Raw genomic sequence first — 25,550 nt, 5'->3', positions numbered from 1 at the left:
CGACGATCCCTTTGTGGTGGAGCACCTATCTGTGGGAGCTGGCTTGCCAGCGATGGCGGCCGATCAGGCGATGCAAGACTTTCGGGCCTCATCGCCGGCAAGCCGGCTCCTACAAAGGTTGGGTACGACGATCCCTTTGTGGTGGAGCACCTATCTGTGGGAGTTGGCTTGCCAGCGATGGCGGCCGATCAGGCGATGCAAGACTTTCGGGTCTCATCGCCGGCAAGCCGGCTCCTACAAAGGTTGGGTACGACGATCCCTTTGTGGTGGAGCACCTATCTGTGGGAGCTGGCTTGCCAGCGATGGCGGCCGATCAGGCGATGCAAGGCTTTCGGGCCTCATCGCCGGCAAGCCGGCTCCTACAGGGGTCGTGTTGGCCGTCATTGTGGGTTAACGATCAAGACGGTCTGCGCCCGAACCAGGCTTGTCGCAGATGCGGTTTTTTATTTCTACCTCCAAGCAGGAGACCATCATCATGGAATGGCTATCGGAATTTGGTGCCATCGCGGCAATGCAGGGGTTCAACGGCTTGTCCGTGTTCTGCGTGCTGCTGTTGATGGCGCTGGGGCTGGCGATCATCTTCGGGCAAATGGGGGTCATCAACATGGCCCACGGCGAGTTCCTCACCATCGGTGCCTACACCACCTATGTCTGTTCGAGCCTCACCAGCCATTTCGCCCCGGGGTTCCAGCCCTACTATTTTTTCTTCGCCATCATCTTCTCGTTCCTGATCGCCGGTGCCATCGGCTGGCTGGTGGAGTGGGCGATGATCAGCCGGCTGTACAAGCGGCCGCTGGACACGCTGCTGGCGACCTGGGGCCTGTCCCTGGTCATGCAGCAGACCTTCCGCTCGGTGTTCGGCGCCCGTGAAGTCAGCGCCACGCCACCGGAGTGGCTGATGGGCTCGTTCAACCCCACGGAGTCCATCGAGATCCCGCGCAACGGCCTGTTCATGATCGCCCTGACCGTGCTGCTGACGGCTGGCATCTTTGTCCTGCTCTACCGTTCACGCTGGGGCCTGCATGTGCGGGCGACGGTGCAGAACCGTCTGATGAGCCGGGCGGTGGGCATCAACACGCGCAAGGTCGACCGCATGACCTTCGCCCTGGGTTGCGGCGTGGCTGGCGTGGCCGGCGCGGCCTTTACCACCATCGGTTCCACCGGGCCCACCGCCGGCTCGCAATACATCGTCGACACCTTCCTGGTGGTGGTCTTCGGCGGCGCGCAAAGCCTGTTCGGCACCATCGCCTCGGCGTTCGTGATTGCCCAGACCCAATCGATCTCGGAGTTTTTCCTCAGTGGCTCGATGGCCAAGGTGCTGACCCTGTCCGGGGTCATCCTGATCCTGATGTTGCGCCCCCAGGGGCTGTTCTCCATCAAAGTGCGCAAGTAGAGGCGAGCCGATGAACGTTCTAGACAAGATGCTGGCGGGCAAGCCGAACCTGCTCGGTGTGGCGCTGTTGGCGCTGCTAATTTTCGTAGTGTTCCCGCTGACCCTGGATGCCTTCCGCCTGAACATGGTCGGCAAGTACCTGACCTACGCTTTCGTCGCTGTCGGCCTGGTGTTGTGCTGGGGTTATGGCGGCATTCTCAGCCTCGGCCAGGGCGTGTTTTTCGGCGTCGGCGGCTACTGCATGGCGATGTTTCTCAAGCTCGAGGCCTCCGACCCGGTGAGTACCAAGATCCAGACCACGCCGGGCATCCCGGACTTCATGGACTGGAACCAGATCACCGAACTGCCGTGGCTCTGGGTGCCGTTCCACAGCTTCAGCTTCACGCTGCTGGCGGTGATCCTGGTGCCGGTGCTGCTGGCCTTTGTCATCGGCATGGCGCTGTTCAAGCGACGGGTCGGCGATGTGTATTTCTCCATCGTCACACAGGCCATCGCGCTGATTCTCACGGTGCTGATCGTCGGCCAGCAGGGCCTGACGGGCGGGGTCAACGGCATCACCGACCTGAAGACCGTGCTCGGCTGGGACCTGCGCACCGACAACGCCAAGCTGCTGCTGTATTTCCTCAACGCGGGGCTGCTGTTCGGCTGCATTTTCATCGGCCGTTTTGTCCTCGCGTCGAAGCTGGGCCGCTTGCTGATGGCGATGCGCGACAAGGAGGAACGGGTGCGCTTCTCCGGGTACGACGTGGCCGCCTTCAAGATCTTCGTGTTCTGCATCGCCGCCGGTTTCTCGGCGATTGGCGGGGCGATGTTCGCCTTGCAGGTGGGCTTCATGTCGCCGTCGTTCGTCGGCATCGTGCCGTCCATCGAGATGGTGATCTTCACCGCGGTCGGCGGGCGCATGTCGCTGCTCGGCGCGGTGTACGGCGCCTTGCTGGTGAACTACGGCAAGACCTATTTCTCCGAGTCCTTTCCCGAGCTCTGGCTGTACCTGATGGGCGGGCTGTTCATTGCCGTGGTCATGTACTTCCCCAACGGTCTCGCCGGGCTCTGGGACAGCCATGGCCGCCAGGCGCTGGCCCGTTTGCTGCGGCGCGCGCCGCGCTCACAGCCGGTGGCCGAGCCCTTGCCGCAGGCAACGCGGATCGAGCCGCCGACGCCGACGCCCGAGCGTCCTTCCCTGGAGACACAACCATGAGCGCCATCGGTTTTCAGATGAACAAACCGGTGCTGGCCATCGAGGGACTGACGGTGTCCTTCGACGGTTTCAAGGCCGTGGACAACCTCAACCTGTATATCGACCGCAATGAAGTGCGGGTGGTGATCGGGCCCAACGGCGCCGGCAAGACCACGGTGCTCGACCTGATCTGCGGCAAGACCCGCGCCACCAGCGGCAGCATCCAGTTCGACGGCAAGGAACTGACGAAGATGCACGAGTACAACATTGTCCGCGCTGGCGTCGGGCGCAAGTTCCAGAACCCGTCGATCTACGAAAACCTCACGGTGTTCGAGAACCTGGAGATGTCCTATCCGGCCGGGCGCAAGGTGTTCGGCGCATTGTTCTTCAAGCGCAGCGCCGCCGTGGTTGCCCGGGTGGAAGAGGTGGCCAGGGAGATCTTCCTCGGCGACCTTTTGCAGCAACAGGCCGACCTGCTGTCCCACGGCCAGAAGCAGTGGCTGGAGATCGGCATGCTGCTGATGCAGAACCCCGACCTGCTGATGCTCGACGAGCCCGTCGCCGGGATGAGCGTCAACGAGCGGGTGCAGACCGCCGAGTTGCTCAAGCGCATCAGCCAGGGCCGTTCGGTGCTGGTGATCGAGCACGACATGGAGTTCGTCAAGAGCATCGCCCACAAGGTCACCGTGCTGCACCAGGGCAAGGTCCTGGCCGAGGGCAGCATGGAGTCGGTGCAGAACAATCCGAAAGTCGTCGAAGTCTATCTGGGCCATTGAGGAAGCAGGCATGTTCAACGTCAACAAGCTGTCCTGTGGCTACGGCCAGAGCCAGATCCTCCACGACCTCGACCTGGCCGTGGCGAAACAGGAAATCGTCGCCGTGATGGGCCGCAACGGCATGGGCAAGACCACGCTGTTCAAGAGCCTGATGGGCATCCTCCCGCAATGGGGTGGCCAGGTCAGTGTCGACGGGCGCGAGGTGTCGAGCCTGGAGACCCACGAGCGGGTGGAGCACGGCATCGCCTATGTGCCCCAGGGGCGGATGATCTTCCCCAGCATGACGGTACTGGAAAATATCCAGACCGGCTTGCCGGCCTCGGCTCGGGGCCAGGTGCCAGAAGACCTCTATGCGTTGTTCCCGGTGCTGCACGACATGCGCTCGCGCAAGGGCGGCAACCTTTCCGGCGGGCAACAGCAGCAACTGGCGATTGCCCGGGCGCTGGCGACCAATCCCAAGGTGCTGTTGCTGGACGAGCCGACCGAGGGCATCCAGCCGTCGATCATCAAGGACATCGCCCGCACCCTGAAGGAAATCCGCACGCTGCGGGATCTGACCATCGTGGTTTCCGAGCAGGTGCTGTCCTTCACCCTGGAAATCGCCGACCGCTTCCTGGTGATCGAGAAGGGCCGCTTCGTCATCGAGGAAACCCGCGCCAATGTCGACGAGGCGACCATCAGCCGTTACCTCTCCGTATAGACACCACAGTCCCGTAGGAGCCCGGCTTGCCGGCGATAGCACCCTTGAAATCGCCATCGCCAGCAAGCCGGGCTCCTGCAAAAGGGGGCTACGTCATCCGACGTATTGGCCGATTCGCGCCGCCATTCGAGACTGCCAGCAACGCTGTACATCCCTACTGTCCAGGAGCTTTGCCATGACCGATACCTTGATCAAAGTCGACCTCAACCAGCCCGTCACCGAGAACGAGCAGATCCACAACCGCTGGCATCCGGACATTCCGATGGCCTGCTGGGTCAAGCCGGGGGATGACTTCATTCTCGAGACCTACGACTGGACCGCCGGGGCGATCAAGAACAACGACGACGCGTCGGATGTGCGCGATGTCGACCTGTCCACCGTGCATTACCTGTCCGGCCCGGTCGGCGTGCACGGCGCCGAGCCCGGCGACCTGCTGGTGGTCGACCTGCTGGATATCGGCGCCAAGGCCGACTCGCAGTGGGGCTTCAACGGTTTCTTCTCGCGGCAGAACGGCGGCGGCTTTCTCACCGATCACTTCCCCAGCGCGCAGAAAGCCATCTGGGATTTCAAGGGCATGTTCACCAGTTCGCGGCACATCCCCGGCGTCAACTTCGCCGGCCTGATCCACCCCGGGCTGATCGGCTGCCTGCCGGATCCGGTGATGCTCGCCGACTGGAACCGCCGCGAGCAGGAACTGATCGACACCAACCCGACCCGCGTCCCACCGCTGGCCAACGCCCCCCTGGCCGCCACCGCGCACATGGGCAAGCTCAAGGGCCAGGCCCGCGATGACGCCGCGGCCACCGGCGCGCGCACCGTGCCGCCACGCGAGCATGGCGGCAACTGCGATATCAAGGACCTGTCCCGCGGCTCGAAGATTTTCTTCCCGGTCTACGTCAAGGGTGCGGGTCTGTCGGTGGGTGATTTGCATTTCAGCCAGGGCGACGGCGAGATCACCTTCTGCGGCGCCATCGAGATGGCCGGCTGGGTGCATATGAAGGTCGAGCTGATCAAGGGCGGCATGGCCAAGTACGGCATCAAGAACCCGGTGTTCAAGCCAAGTCCGATCACCCCGAACTACAAGAACTACCTGATCTTCGAAGGCATCTCGGTGGACGAGAGCGGCCAGCAGCACTACCTCGACGTCAACGTCGCCTACCGCCAGGCCTGCCTCAATGCGATCAACTACCTGACCAAGTTCGGCTATTCGCCGGCCCAGGGTTATGCCCTGCTGGGATCGGCGCCGGTGCAGGGCCATATCAGCGGCGTGGTGGATATCCCCAACGCCTGCGCGACCTTGTGGCTGCCGACCGAAATCTTCGACTTCGACATCAACCCCAACGCCAGCGGCCCGATCAGGCACCTGGACGGTAGCATCGACCTGCCCATCGCCCACGACCTGTAAGGCGCCCTCCACACGCCGGGAGTACCAAGCATGCCGACCTACGAATACCAGTGCCAGGCCTGCGGCACCTTCACCATGCTGCGGCCGATGGACCAGCGCCACGAGCCTTGCCAGTGCCCCTACTGCGGCGGCGCGGGCGGCGGCTTGCAGCTCTCGGCGCCGGCCTTGAACTGCCTGTCGAGCAGCCAGCGTCAGGCCATCGCCACCAATGAGCGCAGCGCCCACGCGCCGCAGACCGTTGCCGAGTACCAGCAGCGGCGCCATCCCAAGGGTTGCGGCTGCTGCGCGCCGAACAAACCGGTGGTGCCGAGCAAGGCCAATCCCCTGGGACTCAAGAGCAAGACCGGGCCACGGCCCTGGATGATCAGTCACTGACAGAGGTTTTTTTCCATGCGCCATGGCGACATTTCCAGCAGCCCGGATACCGTCGGGGTTGCTGTCGTGAACTACAAGATGCCGCGCCTGCACAGCAAGGCCGAGGTCATCGACAATGCCCGCAGGATCGCCGAGGTGATCAAGGGCATGAAGCAGGGGCTGCCGGGCATGGACCTGGTGGTGTTCCCCGAGTACAGCACCATGGGCATCCTTTATGACCATGACGAGATGATGGCCACCGCCGCGACCATTCCCGGCGAAGAAACCGCGATTTTTTCCGCGGCCTGTCGCGAGGCCAATACCTGGGGCGTGTTCTCCCTCACCGGCGAGCGTCACGAGGAACATCCGCACAAGGCGCCCTACAACACCCTGGTGCTGATCGACAATCAGGGGCGGATCGTCCAGCGTTATCGCAAGTGCATTCCCTGGTGTCCCATCGAAGGCTGGTACCCCGGCGATCGCACCTACGTGTGCGACGGTCCCAAGGGCATGAAGATCAGCCTGATCATCTGCGACGACGGCAACTACCCGGAGATCTGGCGCGATTGCGCGATGAAGGGGGCGGAACTGATCGTCCGTTGCCAGGGCTATATGTACCCGGCCAAGGAGCAGCAGGTGCAGATGTCCAAGAGCATGGCCTGGGCCAACAACTGCTACGTCGCGGTGGCCAACGCCGCCGGTTTCGACGGTGTGTACTCGTACTTCGGGCACTCGGCGATCATCGGTTTCGATGGCCGCACCCTCGGCGAATGTGGCGAGGAAGAAATGGGCATCCAGTACGCCCAGCTGTCGATCTCGCAGATACGCGATGCGCGGGCCAACGACCAGTCGCAGAACCATCTGTTCAAGCTGCTGCACCGTGGCTACACCGGCATCTTCGATTCCGGCGATGGCGACAAGGGCATTGCCGACTGCCCGTTCGAGTTCTACCGCACCTGGGTGCTGGATGCCGAGAAGGCCCGGGAGAACGTCGAGAACATCACCCGCCGCACTGTGGGCGTGGCGGATTGCCCGGTGGGGCAATTGCCCCATGGCGGCAAAGAAAAGACCGCGGGCTGAGGCATGTCGTCGCTCGAACCGGTCCCCGCGGCGGGACAGCCCGAAGTCCGTCCGCTGGCCTCGCGGTTCACCTTCGAGCCAAGGCAGGTCATGGCACTGCTGCGCCAGCGCATCGTCGGCCAGGACGCGGCGCTGGCGGCGGTGGAGGCGCAGCTCAAGGTGCTCAAGGCGGATATCGGCGATCGCGAGCGGCCGCTCGGGGTCAACCTGTTCATGGGCCCGACCGGCGTCGGCAAGACCGAGATCGTCCGCCTGCTGGCCCAGGCCATCCATGGCCGTGCCGACGCCATGTGCCGTATCGATATGCAGACCCTGGCCCAGGAACATTACGCGGCGGCGCTGACCGGGGCGCCGCCGGGTTATGTCGGCAGCAAGGAGGGCGTCAGCCTGTTCGACAGCGAACTGATCCAGGGCAGCTACAGTCGGCCGGGTATCGTCCTGTTCGATGAACTGGAAAAGGCCAGCGACGAGGTGCTGCGCAGTCTGCTGGGGATCCTGGAAAGCGGCACCCTGACCCTGGCGAGCGGCAGCCGTACCCTGGACTTTCGCAACAGCCTGATCTTCATGACCAGCAATATCGGCGCGCAGCAGGCCAACGCCCGGCGCCAGCGCTTGAGCGGTTGGCGGCGCTTGCTGGGCCGGTTCGGCGAAGCCGAGGCGCAGGTGTTGGAGCGTGCCTTGCACAGCCGTTTCGAACCGGAGTTTCTCAACCGGATCGACCGCATCCTGGTATTCGAGCGCATCGAGGGCCGCTGGCTGGAGGCGCTGCTGGATATTGAACTGGGCAAACTCAACAAGCGCCTGGGCCCGCATCGCTCGCTATCGCTGGACGATGCGGGCCGTGCCTGGCTGTGCCGCGGGCATGATCCGCGTTTCGGTGCCCGGGCCCTGGTGCGGCGGGTGCGGGTCGAGCTGGAACCGGCGATTGCCGATTACCTGCTGGCTGGCGCCGGGTCCGGGCCGATGAGGGCGACGGTGCGGGATCAGCGCCTGGTGGTGCTGGCGCAGGCGGGTGGGTGAAAAGCGTTCAGCGTTTGTTCGCCTAGATAAAACGGTTGGCCTCGTCGAAGTCCAGGCGCGGCGCGCGCTCGTAAAGCGTCGTCGAGTCGCCGTAACCCAGGGTCGCGATGAAGTTGACGCGAATGCTGGAGTCGGCGAAGAAACTCGCATTGATCTGCTCTTCGTCGAAGCCCGACATCGGGTTGGTGTCCAGCCCGAGCATGCGCGCGGCAATGATGAAATAGGCGCCTTGCAGGGAGGAGTTGCGAAAGGCCGATTCGGCGATCAGGCGCTGGTCGTCCCCATACCATCCGCGGGCATCCGCATGGGGAAACAGCCGTGGCAGGTAACGGACGAAATCCAGCTCCATACCCAGGATCGCGGTCACCGGCGCGGCGCGGACTTTCTCCGCGTTACCCGCATAGCAGAGCGCGGCGAGTCGTTCCTTGGCCTCGGGACTGTGACACCACACCACCCGCAATGGCTGCTGGTTCGTCGAGGTGGGGCCCCACTTCAGCAGGTCGTAGAGGGCGCGCATTGTGCTCTGCGCAACGGGCCGGTCAATGAAGCTGTTGTAGGTTCGGGCTTTGCGAAAAACCTGGTCCAGCAGCTCATCGGAAAGTGGCATATTCATCTGGTAGGCTCATGTCGTGGAAAGAGACGATCACCTTAGAAAGCCAGGCCTGAAAAGAAAAGTAGGCACTTTTTGTATACCGTGGGCGTGAGATATCCGATGACAGAAGCTACGCACCTCCTGAACCGCGACACGCTGGAAGACTGCCCCTTGTCTGCCTTCGTAAACCTGGTGGCGGGGAAATGGGCGATCCCCATCCTGTATCGGCTTATCGTCACGGACGGGCCTATCCGCTTCGGGGAGTTGCAGAGGGCGGCAAGGCCGATCACCCAGAAGGAACTGACCAAGCAACTGCGACTGCTGGAAACGCCGGGCCTGGTGCGGCGGACGGTCTTCCCCGAAATGCCACCCCGCGTGGAGTACGAAGCCACGCCGGTGGCGCGTGAACTCATTGGAGCGCTGGAGGCCCTTGAGCAGTGGATGCGGGTGCATGGCAGCAAGCTTGTGACACCGCCGACCGCCGGGTAGGGCATGACATCGCGCAAAGCCCGGCGCACACGCGGCTTTTACCGAGCGGACTGCCGCGCCGCCTGCTCTATCAGCGCCGCGACCTGGCGTGGATGGGATTCAAACACGGCATGGCTGGCGCCATCGATCTCCACCGTCCTGGCGTGGGCCCGCGCCGCATACATCCGCTCGAGATCCGGGCTCATGATCTTGTCCGCCTTGGCCACCAGGTACCAACTCGGCTTTTTCTTCCACGCCGGGTCGTCGACCTGCGCAGAGAACTGGGACGCCGCCAGGGGGATCTGTGCATGGGCTTCGAAGTCGGCTTGCCGACGCGGCAAGTCGGGCGCGAACTGCGCCGGGTAGTCAGTCGGCTTCAGGTACACAAAATTGTCCGCCGTCGCGACGATGGACAAGGGCGCCGCCGAAGGGTACTGCTTGCTGTTGCCGGCGATGGTTTCACCGCTATCGAGCGCATGCGCCGTGATGTAGACCAGCGACTTCACGTGCTCGTCATTCCCGGTTTCGCTGATGATCGTGCCGGCATAGCTATGACCGACCAGCACACAGGGACCGTCCTGGCTATCGAGCACGCGTCGGGTGGCAATCACATCGTCCTTGAATGACGTCAGGGGCTGTTGCACCAGCGTCACGTGATAGCCATCCTTCGTCAGGATGTCATAAACAGGACGCCAGCCCGCGGCATCGGCAAATGCGCCGTGGACCACCACAATGTTCTTTATCGGTGCGGCAAAAGCGGACGCCGTGACAAGCAGGCACGATAGGGCGGCAACGTGTGTTGCGGCCAGCCGTAATTTGGGAAAGCGCATGTTCAATCCTCCGGCAAAAATGCCAAGGTTTATTGAAGTTGCTCAGTAGATGAGCGGGAGAGTTTCAATACGGGTCGGATAACACAGGTACTTGTCGCGATCCTGTTGATGACTTATTGAAGACAGCCGTGGAGGGCGGGGCTTCAGAACTGCGGCAATACACCGTCCTTTTCAACAAACAGTACTTGTGCGTCATACTTTCCAGTCGTACCCGGTGTCACCACCAGAAAGACTTTTTTCCCCGTTATCAGATCTGCCCGGCTCGCGGGGACCGGCGTCACCACGGGCACGTTTTCCGGTACTGTCACCTGGCTGCTGCCTCCCCTGTACGACAGGTCCAGCTTCCGGCCGCTGCTGCCGGTGACCACCTTGACCACATTCGCATTGGTCATTGTGCTGTTGGCGCCGAAGTCATAAGGGAAGTGCCCCTCGGCTACACCGCGCGCGGCCTCCGGAAAGATGATCATCGAGGTGGCGGTCAGTTTTCCATCGCTGCCGGTCAGTGCCGGGGTCCCCACGTATGAGCCGACTTTGGCATCGGACAGCCTGGCACTCTTGAGCGCCGAAACAGCGAGCTCCGGGTTGATATCCACCGAAATAATGTCGCCGCCATTGCGGTGCACCTTCAGCATTTCGCCTTCGAAAGACACGATGTCCCCACGAATCCGCTCCGGTTTGACATCAGGGGTTTGTGCCAGGGATATGCCCGAAAAGAGAATGGCGGCGAATAGGGTGGCTAATTTGTAATGAGTCGACACGAGTTACTCCATTTATAGCGTTGAGATTGTTCTGTGGGTTGTATCGATGAGTCGGGCGAACTTGCGCTCGCAAACTTGTTGTCGTCCCTGATAGTTGTTTTTGTCCTTCCGCCTGCGCCTGAATGCTTATGCGGCGAGAGCTACTGTACAAACCCGATGTCGACGGCAATACTAGCCCGATCGACAATTTTGATACCGATCCTGCCATGCGTATTTTTGTCCTTGTGCTCGAAGGGGTGTTCGACACCGGCCTGACCACGGTGCTCGATAGCCTGAACATGGCCAACCGGCTTGCCGGTGTGGCGGGGAGCGGTACGGCGGGCTTCGAGATCCGTGTGGTGGGTGTACGACCCACGGTGCGCACGGCGTTGGGCATGCAGGTGCCCGTGGGCGATATGACCGATGGCATCACCCCTGATTGGGTGGTCATCCCGGCGCTCAACCACATGACGGCCGAGGAGCTTGTCCCGGAACTCGCCCGCGATGATGTGCATGATGCATTGGATGCGTTGCGCTTGTGGCACCGCCAAGGAGCCCGTGTTGCAGCGGCGTGTACGGGGACATTCCTGCTGGCCGAAAGCGGTTTGCTCGACGGCGGGGACGCGACGACGACCTGGTGGCTTTCGCCGCTGTTCCGGCAGCGCTACCCGCAGGTGCACCTGGACGCGCATCGCATCATCGTTCCCAGTGCCCGCGTGCTGACGGCCGGTGCGGCCCTGAGCCACCTTGACCTTACGCTCTGGTTGATCCGCAACCACAGCCCCGAACTGGCGGCACTGGTGGCCAAGTACCTCGTGTTTGATACGCGGCTGTCGCAGTCCGTCTATGCGATCTCCGATCACCTCAAGCATTCGGACCCGCTCGTCGAGCGATTCGATCGCTGGGTGCGCGAGCACCTCGACACGGCCATTGCCCTCGACGTCGTGACACGGGCACTGGCAACCACCAAGCGAACGCTGACGCGGCATCTGAACGAGGTGCTGGGGAAAACACCGGTCGAATACATTCAGGACCTGCGGATAGAGCGCGCCGTGCACCTGCTCAGGACCAGCGAGCTTACGGTCGAGCGCATTGCCGAGCAGGTCGGCTATGCAAACGGTGTCACGTTGCGCACGTTGTTGCGCCGACGCTTGGGCAAGGGTGTCCGCGAGCTGCGGGCGTCATGAGTCGCGCTGCCCGCGTTTGCCCCATCCGCCCGCAAGTGTCCAGAAGAGGAAAGCACCATGGATCGCCTGGATGCCATGAAAGTCTTCGTCGCCACGCTGGACGAAGGAAGCCTTACCGGCGCCAGCCGCAAGACCGGTCGCTCGATCGCCGCGGTCAGTCGTGCCATTGCCTTTCTTGAAGCTCGCGTGGGCGTGCCGCTGTTGCACCGCACCACGCGCTCGATCCGGTTGAGCGAAGCGGGGGAGCGTTATGCGGTCAGTTGCCGAAAGCTCCTGATGGAGCTGGATGAGGCCGAGCGCAGCGCGGCCGATGAGTCGAGCGTCGCGCGAGGGACCCTGACCCTGTCCGCCACCCAGTTCGCCGGGGTGGAGATCCTGCGGCCCATCATCGATGCCTTCATGGACGAATATCCCTCCATCAATGTACGGCTGCATCTGCTGGATCGACAGGTCAACCTGATCGACGAGGGCATGGACCTGGCGCTGCGTATCAGCCACCTTCCGGACTCCACGCTGGTGGCGCATCGGATCGGCGAGGTACGGCGGGTGGTGGTGGCGTCGCCGTGCTACCTGGAGAAGCATCCCGATATCACCAAACCGGCCGACCTTTGCAAACACCCGATCATCGCCATGGATCACATGGGCCTGAACTCCTGGAGTTTTCCGCCACTGGAAGGCTCGTCGGTGCCTCGCTTCATTTCATTCACGCCGCGGCTGATCATCAACAGTGTCCGTGCGGCCATTGCCTCGGCGGTGGAGGGGCATGGCGTGACCCGCCTGCTCTCCTACCATGTGGCGCCGGAGGTCAGTCAGGGCCTGCTGCAAATCGTGCTGGCTGATGCGGAGCCGCCGCCCATGCCGGTGCATATCGTTTCGCCATTTGGCCGCCTCGCCGTGCCCAAGGTTCGCGCTTTTATCGACTTCGCGCTGCCGCACCTGCGTTCCCGTTTCGCATCCCTTAGCCAATGAAGGGCCAGGGCCAGTCGCGACGATTACAACGCGACGCGCAAAACTGTTTAGCGGGCGGCAGGCATTCTTTGGCCTGTTGAATATTCATACAGTGAACAAACGTCGCCGGTCATGTAACGGACAGGCGTTATCTGCCTGGGCGCGTTGAAAATTATCAGCCTTTCATCTGGAAGAGGAATCTCATGATTCGACCATTTTTCATGGCGTGTCTTTTCGCGACTGTCAGTCTTCCGGTAATGGCGGATATCACCTCATTCCCGACTTCATTCCGAAACGAGTCCATCCAGACTCAGGGCGCGCAGTTGCATGTTCGTGTCGGTGGCAAGGGGCCTGCAGTTGTACTTCTGCATGGTTTCGGCGATACCGGGGATATGTGGGAACCCTTGGCCGTCAATCTGGCGCGCGACCATACCGTTGTCGTCCCTGACCTGCGTGGCATGGGGCTGTCATCCCATCCGGAGGATGGTTATGACAAAAAAACGCAGGCCATGGACATTCGCAATGTATTGATGAAACTCAATATCGACCATGCCGTGGTGGTTGGGCATGACATCGGCAGCATGGTTGCCTACGCCTATGCCGCACGTTATCCCGACAAGACCGACAAGTTGGTTGTAATGGATTCGCCGTTGCCGGGGATTCCTCCTTGGGATGAAGTCATCAAGTTGCCAATCCTCTGGCATTTCGATTTTGGCGGAAAAGACATGGAGCGATTGGTGGCGGGCCGTGAGCGGATTTACCTGGATCGTTTCTGGAATGAGTTCTCGGGTAATCCGGCGAAGATCGATGAAGCCACTCGCAGTCACTATGCAGGGTTGTACGCTCGCCCTGGGGCCATGCGTTCTTCTTTTGCACAGTTTCAAGCCATACGGCAGGACGTCAAGGACAACCGGATGGTCATGGCTACCCGGCTGACCATGCCGGTGCTCGCCATCGGTTCGGAAAAACTGTTTGGTGCCAACGAGGCAATAATGATGCGTAACGTTGCCAGCAATGTGACGGAGTTTGTCGTACCTGGCGCGGGGCATTGGTTGATGGAAGAGGCGCCGGACACCATTGTCCTTGTCGTGCGCAACTTTGTGGATGGCAAACCTGTAAGGGGGTTGCCGGCAGGCTGAGGGTAGGGCGGCGGTTGTGATCGTAGCGCGGGTCTCAGATGCCGGGCCCCGTCACGCGTGCCGGCAATCGGGCCAGGCGGTCCCAACCGTCCGCGTTGATTGCACAACTGTTCGGCAACCACAGTGTCTGCAGTGGCAACTGCTCCAGCACGTACACCGCTGCTGAAGTGATCCGCGATTCCCCTGGGCCTGCCCCAAGCGTCAGATCCTGCAGCGGCAGACGGGCGAGGTGGGCAACGCCGGCGTCGGTGAGCCAGGGGCTTTCATACAAACCGAGACGCCGCAGGGGGAGTTCGTGCAGGCAGGCCAGGTCGGCGTCGCATAGCTTCAGGCCGCCGAGCTCAAGTTGTTCCAACGGCAATCCCAGTTCGACGAGCATTCGCAGAACCTTGCCGTCGACTCCCTCACAGAAACTGAGATTCAGCTTTTTAAGTGGCAGTCCGGCCAGTTGCTTCAGTTCTTTCCAGGTGATGTCGTTCAACGACAGGTCGAGGGATTCCAGATCCAGACCACGCAGATCGGACAGCGTGCGCGCGTCGATGCCCTGCACATCGGCGAGTCCCAGGCGTTTCAGCGGGAACGCGTGCAGCGTGTCGAGCCGCTCGATCATTTGCTGTGAGGACTTGAGATCCAGCTCGGCCAGCGGCATGCCTTCCAGTAGCGCAATGTCGTCCTCGCCGATATACGAGGAGTGCAGTGACAGCCGCTCGATCGGCAGGTCCTTGATGGCGTGCAGCAGGGCGTCTGTTGCGTAGCAGCCGTCAAGGCTCAGCGAGCGCAAGACTGCCAGGTCTGCGAGCCAGGCAGGGTCTTTCAGGACGGCGCCATTCGAACTGATCGACAGCTGTTCGAGCGGATGATTGGCCAGATGGCGCACTCCACGTGAAGTAAGTTCTCCCGCGCGCTCCAGTGTCAGCGAGCGCAGCTTTAGGCGTGACAGGGCTTGCAGGCCATCGTCGGTGATCTCATCGCAACGGTTCAACGACAGCTCCTGCAACGGACCGCTGCCGAGTTGCTGGAGGAAACCGTCGTTGAAGTCTTCACCGTAGGTCTGCAACTTCAGCCGGCGCAGTCGTTCGAGCGAAGGCAGGCTGGTGGCGTCGTCATCGCGCGAAAACCCGCTGATTTCCAGGGTTTCCAGGGCAACGTCCGGCAAGCGCCGCCAGCTATCCGGACCGCAGCTGAAGTTCGGGCCGTTGAGTATCAGGGTCCGCAAGGGCAGGTCAGCCAGGGCGTCACACCAGGCCAGCTCGGCGTTGTCCAGCTCGACATGATCCACGGGCAGTCCACGAAGCTGTGGCAACCATGCGGCCGGGCGATTGGCATGGGGTGTGGCGTTCAACCGGGCAACCGCGACCTTCGCGGCCGGATCACCCAGGCCCGCCGCCACGCGCAAGCCATCCAGCGAAGCCTCTGCACTGTCGAGCAGATCGCGATAAAGCGCCGCCCGCGTCGCGATGTCATCGGGGGCTGTGCGGAGGCGGGCGATCAGGGCGTTGCGGTCGGGGTTCTGCACGGGTTGAGAGTCCGAAATGAGAGCGCTGATAGGAATGATCAGACTCATTTTACAAGGCCGCAGAGCTCAGCCCAGGATGACTTTCAAACAGGCATTAAAAAGCCGGCTTGTGGCCGGCTTCTCGGGGACGGGTTTGGCTCATTTTTGGTAAGCCTCGCCCGCCTTCAAAACGACATCCAGAATCGCAATGTCTGGTTGTAGGATGCTGCGCAACAGTCTTGCATAGCATCAGGGGCGCGCTGGCCTGCTTTCGCGGGACGCTGCCCAAATGTGCCGCGCAGGATACCCACATTTACGACAGATTCCCAGCGAAAAGCGCTGCGCAGAGCTGTCGTTTTTAGTGAAAACAACGTTTTGAAACTATTTGAAGGGTACCGGCGGGCGGCGCTTGTTCAGAGTCGACCACCAGAACACCCAGCCGAGGATGCGGATGTTCTGCCGCTCGATCTGTTCCGCCGTGAACACTTCATCGGGGTATTCGTCGCTGTTGTGGCTGCGTAGCCGCAGGGCGCCCGCCGGCAGGCGATAGACGTACTTCACCCGCAGCATGCCGTCGTGCTCCAGGGCATAGATTTCGCCGTCCACCACCTGGGTCAGGCTACGGTCGACGGCGATGGTGGAACCGTCCTGGATCTTCTCGGCCATGCTGTTGCCGGTCATCGGCGCGCAGATGGCCTTGTCCGGGTCGACGCCCATGGCCTGCAGGATCCGGTAGGGCAGGCGCACCTTGCGCCCGGGCATGGCGGTGACCTGGGTCTGCTTCGAGCCGGGGCCGGTGGGGGTTTCCTTGTAGAGGGGGACCTGCACGTCGTTGCGTTCGGTGGCGGCCAAGTCTTCACGGGCCGAGTAGGGAGCTTTTTCGTGGGTGTGCAGGTGCGAGTGGTCGCCCGCGGTTTCGTCGGCCGAGGCGCCGGGATGCTTCGGACCATCGCCCGTGCGTAGCCAGCGGCTGTTGACACACAAAAGCTCGGCTATCTCATCCATGCGTGCCATTGGAATGCCACGTTTGAACCAGTTATTGACGTGCTGCGGCGTCACTTGCCGGTTGGCAGCGAAGTCCGAAGCGGAAAGATGGCACTCCCGCAGGAGGGCTCTTAAGCGGTCACCTGATGTATTCATGAACACAGAGTTTACTGGCGTGCTACACCTGTTTAAATAAACGAGGTGTTCAAAAATGGTCGATAAAAGCACACAAAGTGATTGATCTGGTTGACTAATCCTACTCTGACGCGTGGACGCCTGTTTCGTTGTGTTTATTGATTAAACCATTTGTTTATTTGTGGGTAAACAGACACAAAAAACCCCGGCGGACCGGGGTTCTTCGACAGCGGATGCGTACAGGGGCAGATCAGCCCTTGTAGGCGGCAACCGACTTGGTGATTTCGGCGCGAGCGGCTTCAGCGTCGCCCCAACCTTCGATCTTCACCCACTTGCCTTTCTCGAGATCCTTGTAGTTCTCGAAGAAGTGCTTGATCTGCTCCAGCAGCAGCGGTGGCAGGTCGGTGTATTCCTTCACGTCGACGTACAGCTGGGACAGCTTGTCGTGCGGGACCGCGATGACCTTGGCGTCGCCGCCGCCGTCGTCGGTCATGTGCAGGATGCCGACCGGACGGGCGCGGATCACCGAGCCTGGAGCGACCGGGTAAGGGGTCACGACCAGCACGTCGAGGGGATCACCGTCGTCGGCCAGGGTGTTGGGGATGAAACCGTAGTTGGCCGGGTAGAACATCGGGGTGGCCATGAAACGGTCAACGAACAGGCAATCGCTGTCTTTGTCGATTTCGTATTTGATCGGCGCGTGGTTGGCCGGAATTTCGATCGCGACGTAGATGTCGTTCGGCAGGTCTTTGCCAGCCGGAATCTTGCTGTAGCTCATTGGGCGATGCCCCCGTTAGTTGACCAAAAAAACTGGTCGGATTGACCAAAAAGTGGCGGCGATTATAGGCACATTCCAGGGTGGATGCCACGTGTCGCAGGACGTGCGGGCCTTAGGCTTCAGTCTTATACCGTGGGTCGTGGGCCTGCAGGTGCCGCAGTCGGGCCAGCGGATCCTGGCGGTAGAACGTGCGCAGTTGCTCGTAGACCCGTGGATAGGCCGCGACCAGCAAATCCGGGGCACTGAAGAAGTATTCGCTGGTGACCGCGAAGAATTCCGCCGGGTTTTCCGCCGCGTAGGGGTCGATGGCGGTTTCGGCATCGGGATTGCGGTCCAACTGGCGGTTGAGGTCATCGTAGGCGTGCTGCATCACCTCGGCCCACTCGCCGACCCGCATGTCGCTATGCAGTGGCGGCAGGCCATTGGCGTCGCCGTTGAGCATGTCGAGCTTGTGCGCCAGTTCGTGGATCACCAGGTTGTAGCCTTCCCAGGCACCGCTGGCGAGCACGCCAGGCCAGGCCAGGATCACCGGTCCGCGCTGCCAGGCTTCACCACTGTGTTCACCGTCCCATTCGTGCTCGACGCCGCTGGCATCGCGGTGGCGCTGGGGGCTGAGAAAGTCGTCCGGGTAGAGAATGATCTCGTGGAAACCCGAATACCACTCGAGGTCACCCAGATGCAGCAACGGCAATTGCGTCTGGGCCGCCAGCAGCAGGCGGTTTTGCTGGTCCAGTTCGACACCGGGCAGGGTGGTCAGGTGCTTGTCAGCGAGGAACAGTACGCTGTGCTCCAGCAGCCAGCGGTCCTCGGCGTCGCTCAGGCCGTCGAGGAAACTCAGGTGTTCGCGTACCCGCTGCCAGGTTTGCGCGGCGACGGGATGGCGGGCGAGGACCCGCCGGCGCCGCCAGGCACTCAGGGACCACACGGTTTCAGTGGGTCTCGGCTTTGGACGTACCGCCGAAGCGGCTACGCAGCACGCCGATGATCATCGGTACCAGCGACAGCACGATGATGAAGACCATCAGCAGCGACAGGTTTTTCTTGATGAAGGGCACGTTGCCGAAGAAGTAGCCCAGGGTCACCAGGCCACCCACCCAGAGCACGGTGCCGAGGACGCTGAACATGAAGAAGCGCGCATAAGGCATCTTGCCGACACCGGCGACGAACGGCGCAAAGGTCCGCAGGATCGGCAGGAAGCGCGCCAGGGTCACGGTCTTGCCGCCATGGCGGTCGTAGAAGTCGTGGGTCTTCTGCAGGTAGTCGCGGCGGAAGATCTTCGAGTTCGGGTTGCTGAAGAGTTTTTCCCCGGCGGTGCGGCCGATGATGTAGTTGGTGCTGTCACCCAGGATTGCCGCGAGCATCAGCAGGCCGCCCAGCAGGACCGGGTCCATGCCGCCACCGGCAGCCACCGCGCCGGCGATGAACAGCAGCGAGTCGCCCGGCAGGAAAGGCATCACCACCAGGCCGGTTTCGCAGAAGATCACCAGAAACAGGATGGCGTAGATCCATGGCCCGTAATTGTTCACCAGCAGGTCGAGGTACACATCGAGATGCAGGATTAGGTCCAGCGGGTTGAAATCCATGGGTGGCACCTGTGTTGACGGTCCGACTCGGCAGACCTGTGCGAAGAAAAGTAGACACGTAGTTAACTACATCGAATGTAGTTTTTTCGTACATTCCTGGGAAAGGCGGATTATAAGAGCTGGAGAGGATTCTGCCTGTCGAGTTTGTAGCTAGGGATGTCGTCGGGTTGCGGGGCGTAGGCGTCCGGCATTGTGGGGGCGGGCATGTCGGGACTCCGTACCGCCGCGAAGCCTTGGCGGTCTGAGGGGCCTCTTCGCGGGCAAGCCCGCTCCCACAATTAGCACCACTCCCACAGGGAGTCGGGGCGAGCGATCAATCTTCGCTGATGGGCAACACGTAGTTCTTGAATTCGGTGTCTTCGCGAAAACCGATGGATTCGTAGGTCTTCTGCGCCACCTTGTTGTCGCTGCTGGTGGAGACCCGTAGCCGCACGGCATGGGTTTCGCGGGCCATTTTCTTCGCCGTGCGCATCAGGTTGTCGGCCACCAGCTGGCGCCGGGCATCTTCGGCCACGTAGATGTCGTTGAGGATCCATACGCGCTTGAGCGACAGCGAGGAGTAGCTGGGGTAGAGCTGGCAGAAACCGAGCAGTTTCTTGTCGTCATCGTCGGCCAGGGCCAGGTAGATCACCGACTCTTTGCGGCGCAGGCGCTTTTCCAGGAAGCTGCGGGACGAATCGGGGAAGGGCAGTGCACCGTAGAATTCGCGGTATTTGACGAACAGGGGCGTCAACAGGTCCAGATGTTCCAGGGTCGCTTGAGTAATCCGCATAGATCAGGCCTCAACTTCGTGGATATGACGGCAAACGGTTCACTCGGGCAGCCGTAACGCCGATGCTGCCCAAAGCGCGGGAAAAGCGCAATCCGGATGACGATCAGTCCTGGGTCGGGCCCAGTAGGAAGTTGCCGTTTGAGTGGACATCCGATTCGCTTTCCAATGTTTGCACTTGGGCCTCGTCCTTGAGATTGACCCCCGACAGCTGCCGGCGGCAGGCTTCTTTCATCAGGTACAGCAATTTGTGGGCGGCCATGCCGTAACTCATGCCCTCCAGCCGGACGTTGGAGATGCAGTTGCGGTAGGCGTCGGTCAGGCCGACTTTGGGATTATAGGTGAAATACAATCCCAGGCTGTCCGGCGAGCTCAAGCCCGGGCGTTCGCCGATCAGGATCACCACCATTTTCGCCCCGAGCAGTTCGCCAACCTCATCGGCGACCGCCACGCGCCCCTGTTCCACCAGGATCACTGGCGACAACGACCAGCCTTCGGCGGCGATCTGTTCTTCCAGGCGCGCCAGGAAGGGGGCCGCATGGCGATGCACGGCCAGGGCCGAGAGCCCGTCGGCGACGACAATGGCCAGGTCGACTCCGCCGGGGTGGGCCAGGGCATGTTCGCGCAGCCGTTGGGCCGAGGCACTGTTGAGCTTGCGCCCCAGGTCCGGGCGTTGCAGGTAGCCGTGGCGGTCGTCGGCGGCGCTGTGCAGCAGCAGGGTGTCACGCCCGCGCCCGGTCAGTTGGGCGCTCAGGCCGGCATGGTCGAACGGCAGGTGCACGGCATCGCGGGCCTGGGCGTGGGCGAACTGGAAATCCAGCTGCGCGCTGGTGGGCAGGCTGGTGCCGGTGCGGCCCAGGGCGATCCGCGCCGGGGTCAGGCGGCGCAGTTCCAGCCAGGGGTTGTCGTTGTCGATCTCTTTGGCCATGTCGTTCATCCGAGCTGCGCCAGTGCCTGGCGAAACGCCGGCGGCAGGCTGTTGCCAAAATGCACCTTGCCATCGGCCTGGGTAAAGATACCCATCTTCGCCAGCCACTGTTCGAATTCCGGCGCGGGCTTCAGGCCCAGGGTCTGGCGGGCGTAGAGGGCGTCGTGGAACGAGGTGGTCTGGTAGTTGAGCATGATGTCGTCGGAGCCGGGGATGCCCATGATGAAGTTGATCCCGGCCACGCCGAGCAGGGTCAGCAGGGTGTCCATGTCGTCCTGGTCGGCTTCGGCATGGTTGGTGTAGCAGATGTCGCAGCCCATGGGCACGCCCAGCAGCTTGCCGCAGAAGTGGTCTTCTAGGCCGGCGCGGATGATCTGCTTACCGTTGTACAGGTATTCCGGACCGATAAAGCCGACCACGGTGTTCACCAGGAACGGCTTGAAATGCCGGGCCACGGCGTAGGCGCGGGTTTCGCAGGTCTGCTGGTCGACACCGAAATGCGCGTTGGCCGAGAGGGCGCTGCCCTGGCCGGTCTCGAAATACATCAGGTTCTGCCCGAGGGTGCCGCGATTCAGGCTCAGGCCGGCGTCGTAGCCTTCCTGCAGGACGTTCAAGTTGATGCCGAAACTGGCGTTGGCCGCTTCGGTGCCGGCGATGGACTGGAACACCAGGTCCAGCGGCACGCCACGGTTGATCGCCTCGATGGACGTGGTGACGTGGGTCAGTACGCAGGCCTGGGTCGGGATCTCGTAACGCTTGATCACCGCGTCGAGCATGTTCAGCAGGTCGCAGATCGAGGTCAGGCTGTCGGTGGCCGGGTTGATGCCGATCATGGCGTCGCCGTTGCCGTAGAGCAGGCCATCGAGGACGCTGGCGGCGATGCCGGCCGGGTCGTCGGTCGGGTGGTTGGGTTGCAGGCGGGTCGACAGGCGGCCGCGCAGGCCGAGGGTGCCGCGGAATTTGGTGACGACGCGGATTTTCTGCGCCACCAGCACCAGGTCCTGCACGCGCATGATCTTCGACACGGCGGCGGCCATTTCCGGGGTCAGGCCCGGGGCCAGGGCGCGCAGGCTCTGTTCGTCGGCGGCGTCGCTGAGCAGCCAGTCGCGCAGGCCGCCGACGGTCAGGTGGCTGACGGCAGCGAAGGCCTGTTTGTCATGGGTGTCGACGATCAGCCGGGTGATTTCATCGGTTTCGTAGGGGATCAGCATTTCCTCGAGGAAATGCCGGAGCGGAATATTGGCCAGGGTCATCTGGGCCGCGACCCGCTCGCCGTCGTTCTGTGCGGCGACGCCGGCGAGGAAATCCCCGGAGCGTGCGGGGCTGGCCTTGGCCATGACCTCCTTGAGGCTGTCGAAGCGATAGGTCTGGGCGCCGACGGAATGGGCGAATGTGGCCATGGGCGGTGTCCTCCTGTTTTTGATTACCGATCGTTCCCACGGTCCCCGTGGGAATGTTTCTCTGGGCGCTCTGCGTCCGCTGTTGTGACGCAGAGCGTCACCGGCTGCATTCCCACGCAGAGCGTGGGAACGATCGGCGTGGAGCAGTGCATGCAATGCCCCGCACTGGTGCAATCAGTTACCCGTGAGCATAGCGTCCGCCGGGGCGTCCGAGCGCTGGCTGGCGGTCAACTGGAAGTAAATGAATCCCGCCGCCATGAAACCCAGGAAAATCAGGCCGATCAGCATGTTGAACCAGGCCATCGCCACCAGGCAGACCAGGGCCAATGCAAGGGCGATGCCGGGGACGATCGGATAACCCGGGGCACGGAAGGTCCGTTCCAGGTTCGGCTCTGTTTTGCGCAGCTTGAACAGGCTCAGCATACTGATGATGTACATCACGATGGCACCGAATACCGACATGGTGATCATCGCGGCCGTCAGGCTCATGCCTTGCAGGTTGACCAGGCCGTCGCTGTAGATCGCCGCGATGCCGATCACGCCGCCCGCCAGGATGGCGCGGTGAGGCGTCTGGAAACGCGAGAGCTTGGCCAGCGAGCGTGGCAGGTAGCCGGCCCGGGCCAGGGCGAAGAACTGCCGCGAGTAGCCGAGGATGATGCCGTGGAAACTCGCCACCAGGCCGAACAGGCCGATCCACACCAGCATGTGCATCCAGCTCGAATTGCTGCCGACCACGGCTTTCATGGCCTGGGGCAGCGGATCGTTGATGTTCGACAGCTGGCGCCAGTCGCCGACGCCGCCGGCCATGACCATCACGCCGATGGCCAGGAAGACCAGGGTCAGGATGCCGCTGACATAGGCCTTGGGAATGGTGCGCTTGGGGTCCTTGGCTTCTTCGGCGGCCATGGCGGCCCCTTCGATGGCGAGGAAGAACCAGATCGCGAAGGGGATGGCGGCGAAGATGCCGGGGATCGAGTCAATGCTGAAGGTGTTCGAGCCCGACCAGCCATTGAGCACGAAGTTGCTGAAGCTGAAGCCCGGCGCGACCACGCCCATGAACACCAGCAGTTCGGCGACGGCCAGCACGGTGACCACCAGTTCGAAGGTGGCGGCGATGCTGACGCCGAGGATATTGAGGGTCATGAACACGAAGTAGGCGCCGACGGCGGCGAGCTTCGGGTCGAGCCCGGGGTATTGCACGTTGAGATAGGCGCCGATCGCCATGGCAATCGCCGGTGGGGCGAAGACGAATTCGATCAGGGTGGCGATGCCGGCGATCAAGCCGCCTTTCTCACCAAAGGCCCGGCGACTGTAGGCAAACGGTCCACCGGCATGGGGAATCGCGGTGGTGAGTTCGGTGAAGCTGAAGATGAAGCAGGTGTACATGGTCGCCACCATCAGCGCGGTGACCAGGAAGCCCAGGGTGCCGGCGGTCCCCCAGCCATAACTCCAGCCGAAGTATTCGCCGGAGATCACCAGGCCGACGGCAATGCCCCACAGGTGCAGGGTGCCGAGGGTCGGTTTGAGTTCGGTTTTTGTAATCATAAGTCCTCGCTTGTCTTTTTTATTGTTGGGTTGTTGGACTTGCGGGTGTCGATTTCTTGTACAGCGGGCACGCAATGCCCTTAGTGGCGCAGCCAAGGCTTTTTGGGGTGTCTATAAGGGCCTCTTCGCGGGCAAGCCCACTCCCACGGGTTTGCGATGCACACAAGATAGGTGCCTGGTGCCGCACTTGTGGGAGCTGGCAAGCCCACTCCCACAGGTTTGCGATGCACACAAGATAGGTGCCTGGTGCCGCACTTGTGGGAGCTGGCAAGCCCACTCCCACGGGTTTGCGATGCACACAAGATAGGTGCCTGGTGCCGCACTTGTGGGAGCTGGCAAGCCCACTCCCACAGGTTTGCGATGCACACAAGATAGGTGCCTGGCGCTGCACTTGTGGGAGCGGGCTTGCCCGCGAAGGGGTTCAGGGGTTAGAAGAACCCAAGTGGGTTGATGTCATAGCTCACCAGCAGGTTCTTGGTCTGCTGGTAGTGATCGAGCATCATTTTGTGGGTTTCACGGCCGACACCGGACTTCTTGTAGCCGCCGAACGCGGCGTGCGCCGGGTACAGGTGGTAGCAGTTGGTCCACACGCGACCGGCCTTGATCGCCCGGCCCATGCGGTAGGCGCGGTTGATATCGCGGGTCCACAGGCCAGCGCCGAGACCGAACTCGGTGTCGTTGGCGATTGCCAGGGCTTCGGCTTCGTCCTTGAAGGTGGTGATGCTCACCACCGGGCCGAAGATTTCTTCCTGGAACACGCGCATCTTGTTGGTGCCCCTGAGCAGGGTCGGCTGGATGTAGTAACCGCTGGCGAGGTTGCCCTCGAGTTTTTCCACCTTGCCGCCGGTCAGCAGCTCGGCGCCTTCGCCCTTGGCGATTTCCAGGTAGGAGAGAATCTTGTCGAATTGCTGCTCGGAAGCCTGGGCGCCGACCATGGTGTCGGTGTCCAGCGGGTCGCCACGCTTGATCTGGCTGACCTTTTTCATCACGGCCTGCATGAACTCGTCGTATATCGACTCCTGTACCAGGGCCCGGGAAGGGCAGGTGCAGACTTCGCCCTGGTTGAAGAACGCCAGCACCAGGCCTTCGGCGGCTTTTTCGATAAAGCTCGGCTCGGCCTGCATGATGTCTTCGAAGAAGATGTTCGGCGACTTGCCACCCAGCTCCACGGTGGACGGAATGATGTTTTCGGCGGCGCATTTCATGATGTGCGAGCCGACCGGGGTCGAGCCGGTGAAGGCGATCTTGGCGATGCGCTTGCTGGTGGCGAGGGCTTCGCCGGCTTCTTTGCCGAACCCTTGCACCACGTTCAGCACGCCGGGCGGCAGTAGGTCGCCGATCAGTTCCATCAGTACGCAGATGCCCAGCGGGGTCTGCTCGGCGGGCTTGAGCACCACGCAGTTGCCGGCGGCCAGGGCCGGGGCGAGTTTCCAGGCGGCCATCAGCAGCGGGAAGTTCCACGGGATGATCTGCCCGACCACGCCCAGCGGTTCATGGATGTGATAGGCCACGGTGTTGCCGTCGATTTCGGCGGCACTGCCTTCCTGGGCGCGCAGGCAACCGGCGAAGTAGCGGAAGTGGTCGGCGGCCAGCGGGATGTCGGCGTTGAGGGTTTCACGCACGGCCTTGCCGTTGTCCCAGGTTTCGGTGATGGCCAGCAGTTCGAGGTTCTGTTCGATGCGGTCGGCGATTTTCAGCAGGATCAGCGAGCGCGCCTGGACCGAGGTGCTGCCCCAGGCATCGGCCGCGGCGTGGGCGGCGTCCAGGGCCTTGTCGATGTCCTTGGCATTGGAGCGCGGGAACTCGGCGATCGGCTGGCCGTTCACCGGCGAGGTGTTGGTGAAGTACTGGCCGTCCACGGGAGCGACGAATTCGCCATTGATGTAGTTGCCGTACTTGGCCTTGAACGAAACGATGGCGCCGGCAGTACCAGGGTGGGCGTAACGCATGGTGAGTGTCTCCTTGGCTTTTGTGCTTATAAGGGAGTTGCGCTTATCAAGCGTAGAGCAAAGGTCGGGCCAGTGCGTCCGAACCCCGCAGCAACGGGGCCTGGCAGGATTCGCTCGAAGTCGTCGCCGATGCACTGTGGCGCGTCTGGTACAACCAAGGGTGACACTTTGTAACGCC

Annotated in this window: 25 protein-coding genes; 12 read left to right on the top strand and 13 right to left on the bottom strand. The window is 62.1% G+C overall.

What is annotated here, in order from left to right; translation table 11 throughout:
* Positions 1 to 475 precede the first annotated feature (475 nt).
* From urtB to ACL9RJ_RS13070, 8 genes are all read left to right on the top strand, one after another.
* A complete protein-coding gene (urtB, locus tag ACL9RJ_RS13105; protein ID WP_017123309.1) occupies positions 476 to 1,393 on the top strand; it encodes an urea ABC transporter permease subunit UrtB in 918 nt (305 codons plus the stop codon).
* A gap of 10 nt (positions 1,394 to 1,403) precedes the next feature.
* Positions 1,404 to 2,591, top strand: a complete 1,188-nt coding sequence (gene urtC / locus ACL9RJ_RS13100; protein WP_177083916.1) for an urea ABC transporter permease subunit UrtC — start codon at positions 1,404 to 1,406, stop codon at positions 2,589 to 2,591.
* The gene (gene urtD / locus ACL9RJ_RS13095; RefSeq protein WP_017123311.1) at positions 2,588 to 3,346 is read left to right on the top strand and encodes an urea ABC transporter ATP-binding protein UrtD; all 759 of its coding nucleotides are present in this window, start codon (positions 2,588 to 2,590) and stop codon (positions 3,344 to 3,346) included. The genes urtC and urtD overlap by 4 nt, the downstream gene beginning before the upstream one ends.
* A gap of 10 nt (positions 3,347 to 3,356) precedes the next feature.
* Entirely contained in the window at positions 3,357 to 4,046 is a 690-nt protein-coding gene (gene urtE / locus ACL9RJ_RS13090; protein ID WP_017123312.1) for an urea ABC transporter ATP-binding subunit UrtE, read from the top strand.
* Between the two features lie 175 nt (positions 4,047 to 4,221).
* A complete protein-coding gene (gene fmdA, locus ACL9RJ_RS13085) occupies positions 4,222 to 5,451 on the top strand; it encodes a formamidase (protein WP_017123313.1) in 1,230 nt (409 codons plus the stop codon).
* A 30-nt stretch (positions 5,452 to 5,481) separates the two neighbouring features.
* On the top strand, positions 5,482 to 5,826 hold the full coding sequence (locus ACL9RJ_RS13080) for an FmdB family zinc ribbon protein (protein WP_017123314.1): 345 nt from the start codon (positions 5,482 to 5,484) through the stop codon (positions 5,824 to 5,826).
* 15 nt (positions 5,827 to 5,841) lie between these two features.
* Entirely contained in the window at positions 5,842 to 6,885 is a 1,044-nt protein-coding gene (locus tag ACL9RJ_RS13075; RefSeq protein ID WP_017123315.1) for an aliphatic amidase, read from the top strand.
* Positions 6,886 to 6,888: 3 nt separating this feature from the next.
* Positions 6,889 to 7,905: an AAA family ATPase gene (locus tag ACL9RJ_RS13070; protein WP_017123316.1), complete on the top strand. Its 1,017-nt coding sequence runs from the start codon at positions 6,889 to 6,891 to the stop codon at positions 7,903 to 7,905.
* Between the two features lie 22 nt (positions 7,906 to 7,927).
* Here the strand turns inward: ACL9RJ_RS13070 and ACL9RJ_RS13065 are convergent, their stop codons facing one another.
* The gene (locus ACL9RJ_RS13065) at positions 7,928 to 8,518 is read right to left on the bottom strand and encodes a malonic semialdehyde reductase (protein WP_177118395.1); all 591 of its coding nucleotides are present in this window, start codon (positions 8,516 to 8,518) and stop codon (positions 7,928 to 7,930) included.
* Positions 8,519 to 8,668: 150 nt separating this feature from the next.
* Between ACL9RJ_RS13065 and ACL9RJ_RS13060 the strand changes: the two genes are divergently transcribed.
* Positions 8,669 to 8,986, top strand: coding sequence for a winged helix-turn-helix transcriptional regulator (locus ACL9RJ_RS13060; protein WP_246356478.1), 318 nt, complete (start codon positions 8,669 to 8,671; stop codon positions 8,984 to 8,986).
* A gap of 38 nt (positions 8,987 to 9,024) precedes the next feature.
* On the opposite strand, the gene ACL9RJ_RS13055 is transcribed toward ACL9RJ_RS13060, so the two are convergent.
* Together ACL9RJ_RS13055 and ACL9RJ_RS13050 are read right to left on the bottom strand one after the other, a co-directional pair.
* A complete protein-coding gene (locus ACL9RJ_RS13055; protein ID WP_177118396.1) occupies positions 9,025 to 9,795 on the bottom strand; it encodes an alpha/beta fold hydrolase in 771 nt (256 codons plus the stop codon).
* Between the two features lie 143 nt (positions 9,796 to 9,938).
* The gene (locus tag ACL9RJ_RS13050) at positions 9,939 to 10,553 is read right to left on the bottom strand and encodes a hypothetical protein (RefSeq protein ID WP_042934192.1); all 615 of its coding nucleotides are present in this window, start codon (positions 10,551 to 10,553) and stop codon (positions 9,939 to 9,941) included.
* Between the two features lie 206 nt (positions 10,554 to 10,759).
* Here ACL9RJ_RS13050 and ACL9RJ_RS13045 point away from each other — a divergent pair, with 206 nt between their 5' ends.
* The 3 genes from ACL9RJ_RS13045 to ACL9RJ_RS13035 all read left to right on the top strand — a co-directional run bounded on the left by ACL9RJ_RS13045 (position 10,760) and on the right by ACL9RJ_RS13035 (position 13,806).
* Positions 10,760 to 11,719 carry a GlxA family transcriptional regulator gene (locus tag ACL9RJ_RS13045; protein ID WP_177084545.1) on the top strand — a complete coding sequence of 320 codons (960 nt, stop codon included), beginning with the start codon at positions 10,760 to 10,762 and terminating at the stop codon, positions 11,717 to 11,719.
* A 57-nt stretch (positions 11,720 to 11,776) separates the two neighbouring features.
* Positions 11,777 to 12,688 carry a LysR family transcriptional regulator gene (locus tag ACL9RJ_RS13040; RefSeq protein ID WP_017123322.1) on the top strand — a complete coding sequence of 304 codons (912 nt, stop codon included), beginning with the start codon at positions 11,777 to 11,779 and terminating at the stop codon, positions 12,686 to 12,688.
* A gap of 182 nt (positions 12,689 to 12,870) precedes the next feature.
* On the top strand, positions 12,871 to 13,806 hold the full coding sequence (locus ACL9RJ_RS13035) for an alpha/beta fold hydrolase (protein ID WP_178990089.1): 936 nt from the start codon (positions 12,871 to 12,873) through the stop codon (positions 13,804 to 13,806).
* A 34-nt stretch (positions 13,807 to 13,840) separates the two neighbouring features.
* Here the strand turns inward: ACL9RJ_RS13035 and ACL9RJ_RS13030 are convergent, their stop codons facing one another.
* The 10 genes from ACL9RJ_RS13030 to ACL9RJ_RS12985 all read right to left on the bottom strand — a co-directional run bounded on the left by ACL9RJ_RS13030 (position 13,841) and on the right by ACL9RJ_RS12985 (position 25,372).
* Positions 13,841 to 15,322 carry a leucine-rich repeat domain-containing protein gene (locus ACL9RJ_RS13030; RefSeq protein WP_422765319.1) on the bottom strand — a complete coding sequence of 494 codons (1,482 nt, stop codon included), beginning with the start codon at positions 15,320 to 15,322 and terminating at the stop codon, positions 13,841 to 13,843.
* A 360-nt stretch (positions 15,323 to 15,682) separates the two neighbouring features.
* Entirely contained in the window at positions 15,683 to 16,441 is a 759-nt protein-coding gene (locus ACL9RJ_RS13025) for a LexA family transcriptional regulator (protein WP_177109290.1), read from the bottom strand.
* Between the two features lie 229 nt (positions 16,442 to 16,670).
* On the bottom strand, positions 16,671 to 17,198 hold the full coding sequence (gene ppa, locus ACL9RJ_RS13020) for an inorganic diphosphatase (protein ID WP_017123326.1): 528 nt from the start codon (positions 17,196 to 17,198) through the stop codon (positions 16,671 to 16,673).
* A gap of 112 nt (positions 17,199 to 17,310) precedes the next feature.
* A complete protein-coding gene (locus tag ACL9RJ_RS13015; RefSeq protein ID WP_422765313.1) occupies positions 17,311 to 18,123 on the bottom strand; it encodes a zinc-dependent peptidase in 813 nt (270 codons plus the stop codon).
* A gap of 4 nt (positions 18,124 to 18,127) precedes the next feature.
* A complete protein-coding gene (locus tag ACL9RJ_RS13010) occupies positions 18,128 to 18,781 on the bottom strand; it encodes a DedA family protein (protein ID WP_422765312.1) in 654 nt (217 codons plus the stop codon).
* Between the two features lie 313 nt (positions 18,782 to 19,094).
* A complete protein-coding gene (locus ACL9RJ_RS13005; protein WP_017123329.1) occupies positions 19,095 to 19,553 on the bottom strand; it encodes a GNAT family N-acetyltransferase in 459 nt (152 codons plus the stop codon).
* Positions 19,554 to 19,656: 103 nt separating this feature from the next.
* Entirely contained in the window at positions 19,657 to 20,487 is an 831-nt protein-coding gene (gene eutC, locus ACL9RJ_RS13000; RefSeq protein ID WP_422765311.1) for an ethanolamine ammonia-lyase subunit EutC, read from the bottom strand.
* On the bottom strand, positions 20,484 to 21,878 hold the full coding sequence (locus tag ACL9RJ_RS12995; RefSeq protein ID WP_017123331.1) for an ethanolamine ammonia-lyase subunit EutB: 1,395 nt from the start codon (positions 21,876 to 21,878) through the stop codon (positions 20,484 to 20,486). Before ACL9RJ_RS12995 ends, eutC begins: the two co-directional genes overlap by 4 nt.
* Positions 21,879 to 22,052: 174 nt before the next feature.
* Positions 22,053 to 23,423: an ethanolamine permease gene (eat, locus tag ACL9RJ_RS12990; RefSeq protein WP_422765310.1), complete on the bottom strand. Its 1,371-nt coding sequence runs from the start codon at positions 23,421 to 23,423 to the stop codon at positions 22,053 to 22,055.
* 428 nt (positions 23,424 to 23,851) lie between these two features.
* The gene (locus ACL9RJ_RS12985) at positions 23,852 to 25,372 is read right to left on the bottom strand and encodes an aldehyde dehydrogenase family protein (RefSeq protein WP_422765309.1); all 1,521 of its coding nucleotides are present in this window, start codon (positions 25,370 to 25,372) and stop codon (positions 23,852 to 23,854) included.
* Positions 25,373 to 25,550 lie beyond the last annotated feature (178 nt).

This window comes from Pseudomonas sp. Mn2068, from assembly GCF_049319725.1.
Lineage (GTDB): Bacteria > Pseudomonadota > Gammaproteobacteria > Pseudomonadales > Pseudomonadaceae > Aquipseudomonas > Aquipseudomonas gingeri.
This window is presented reverse-complemented; position numbering and strand designations above follow the sequence as displayed.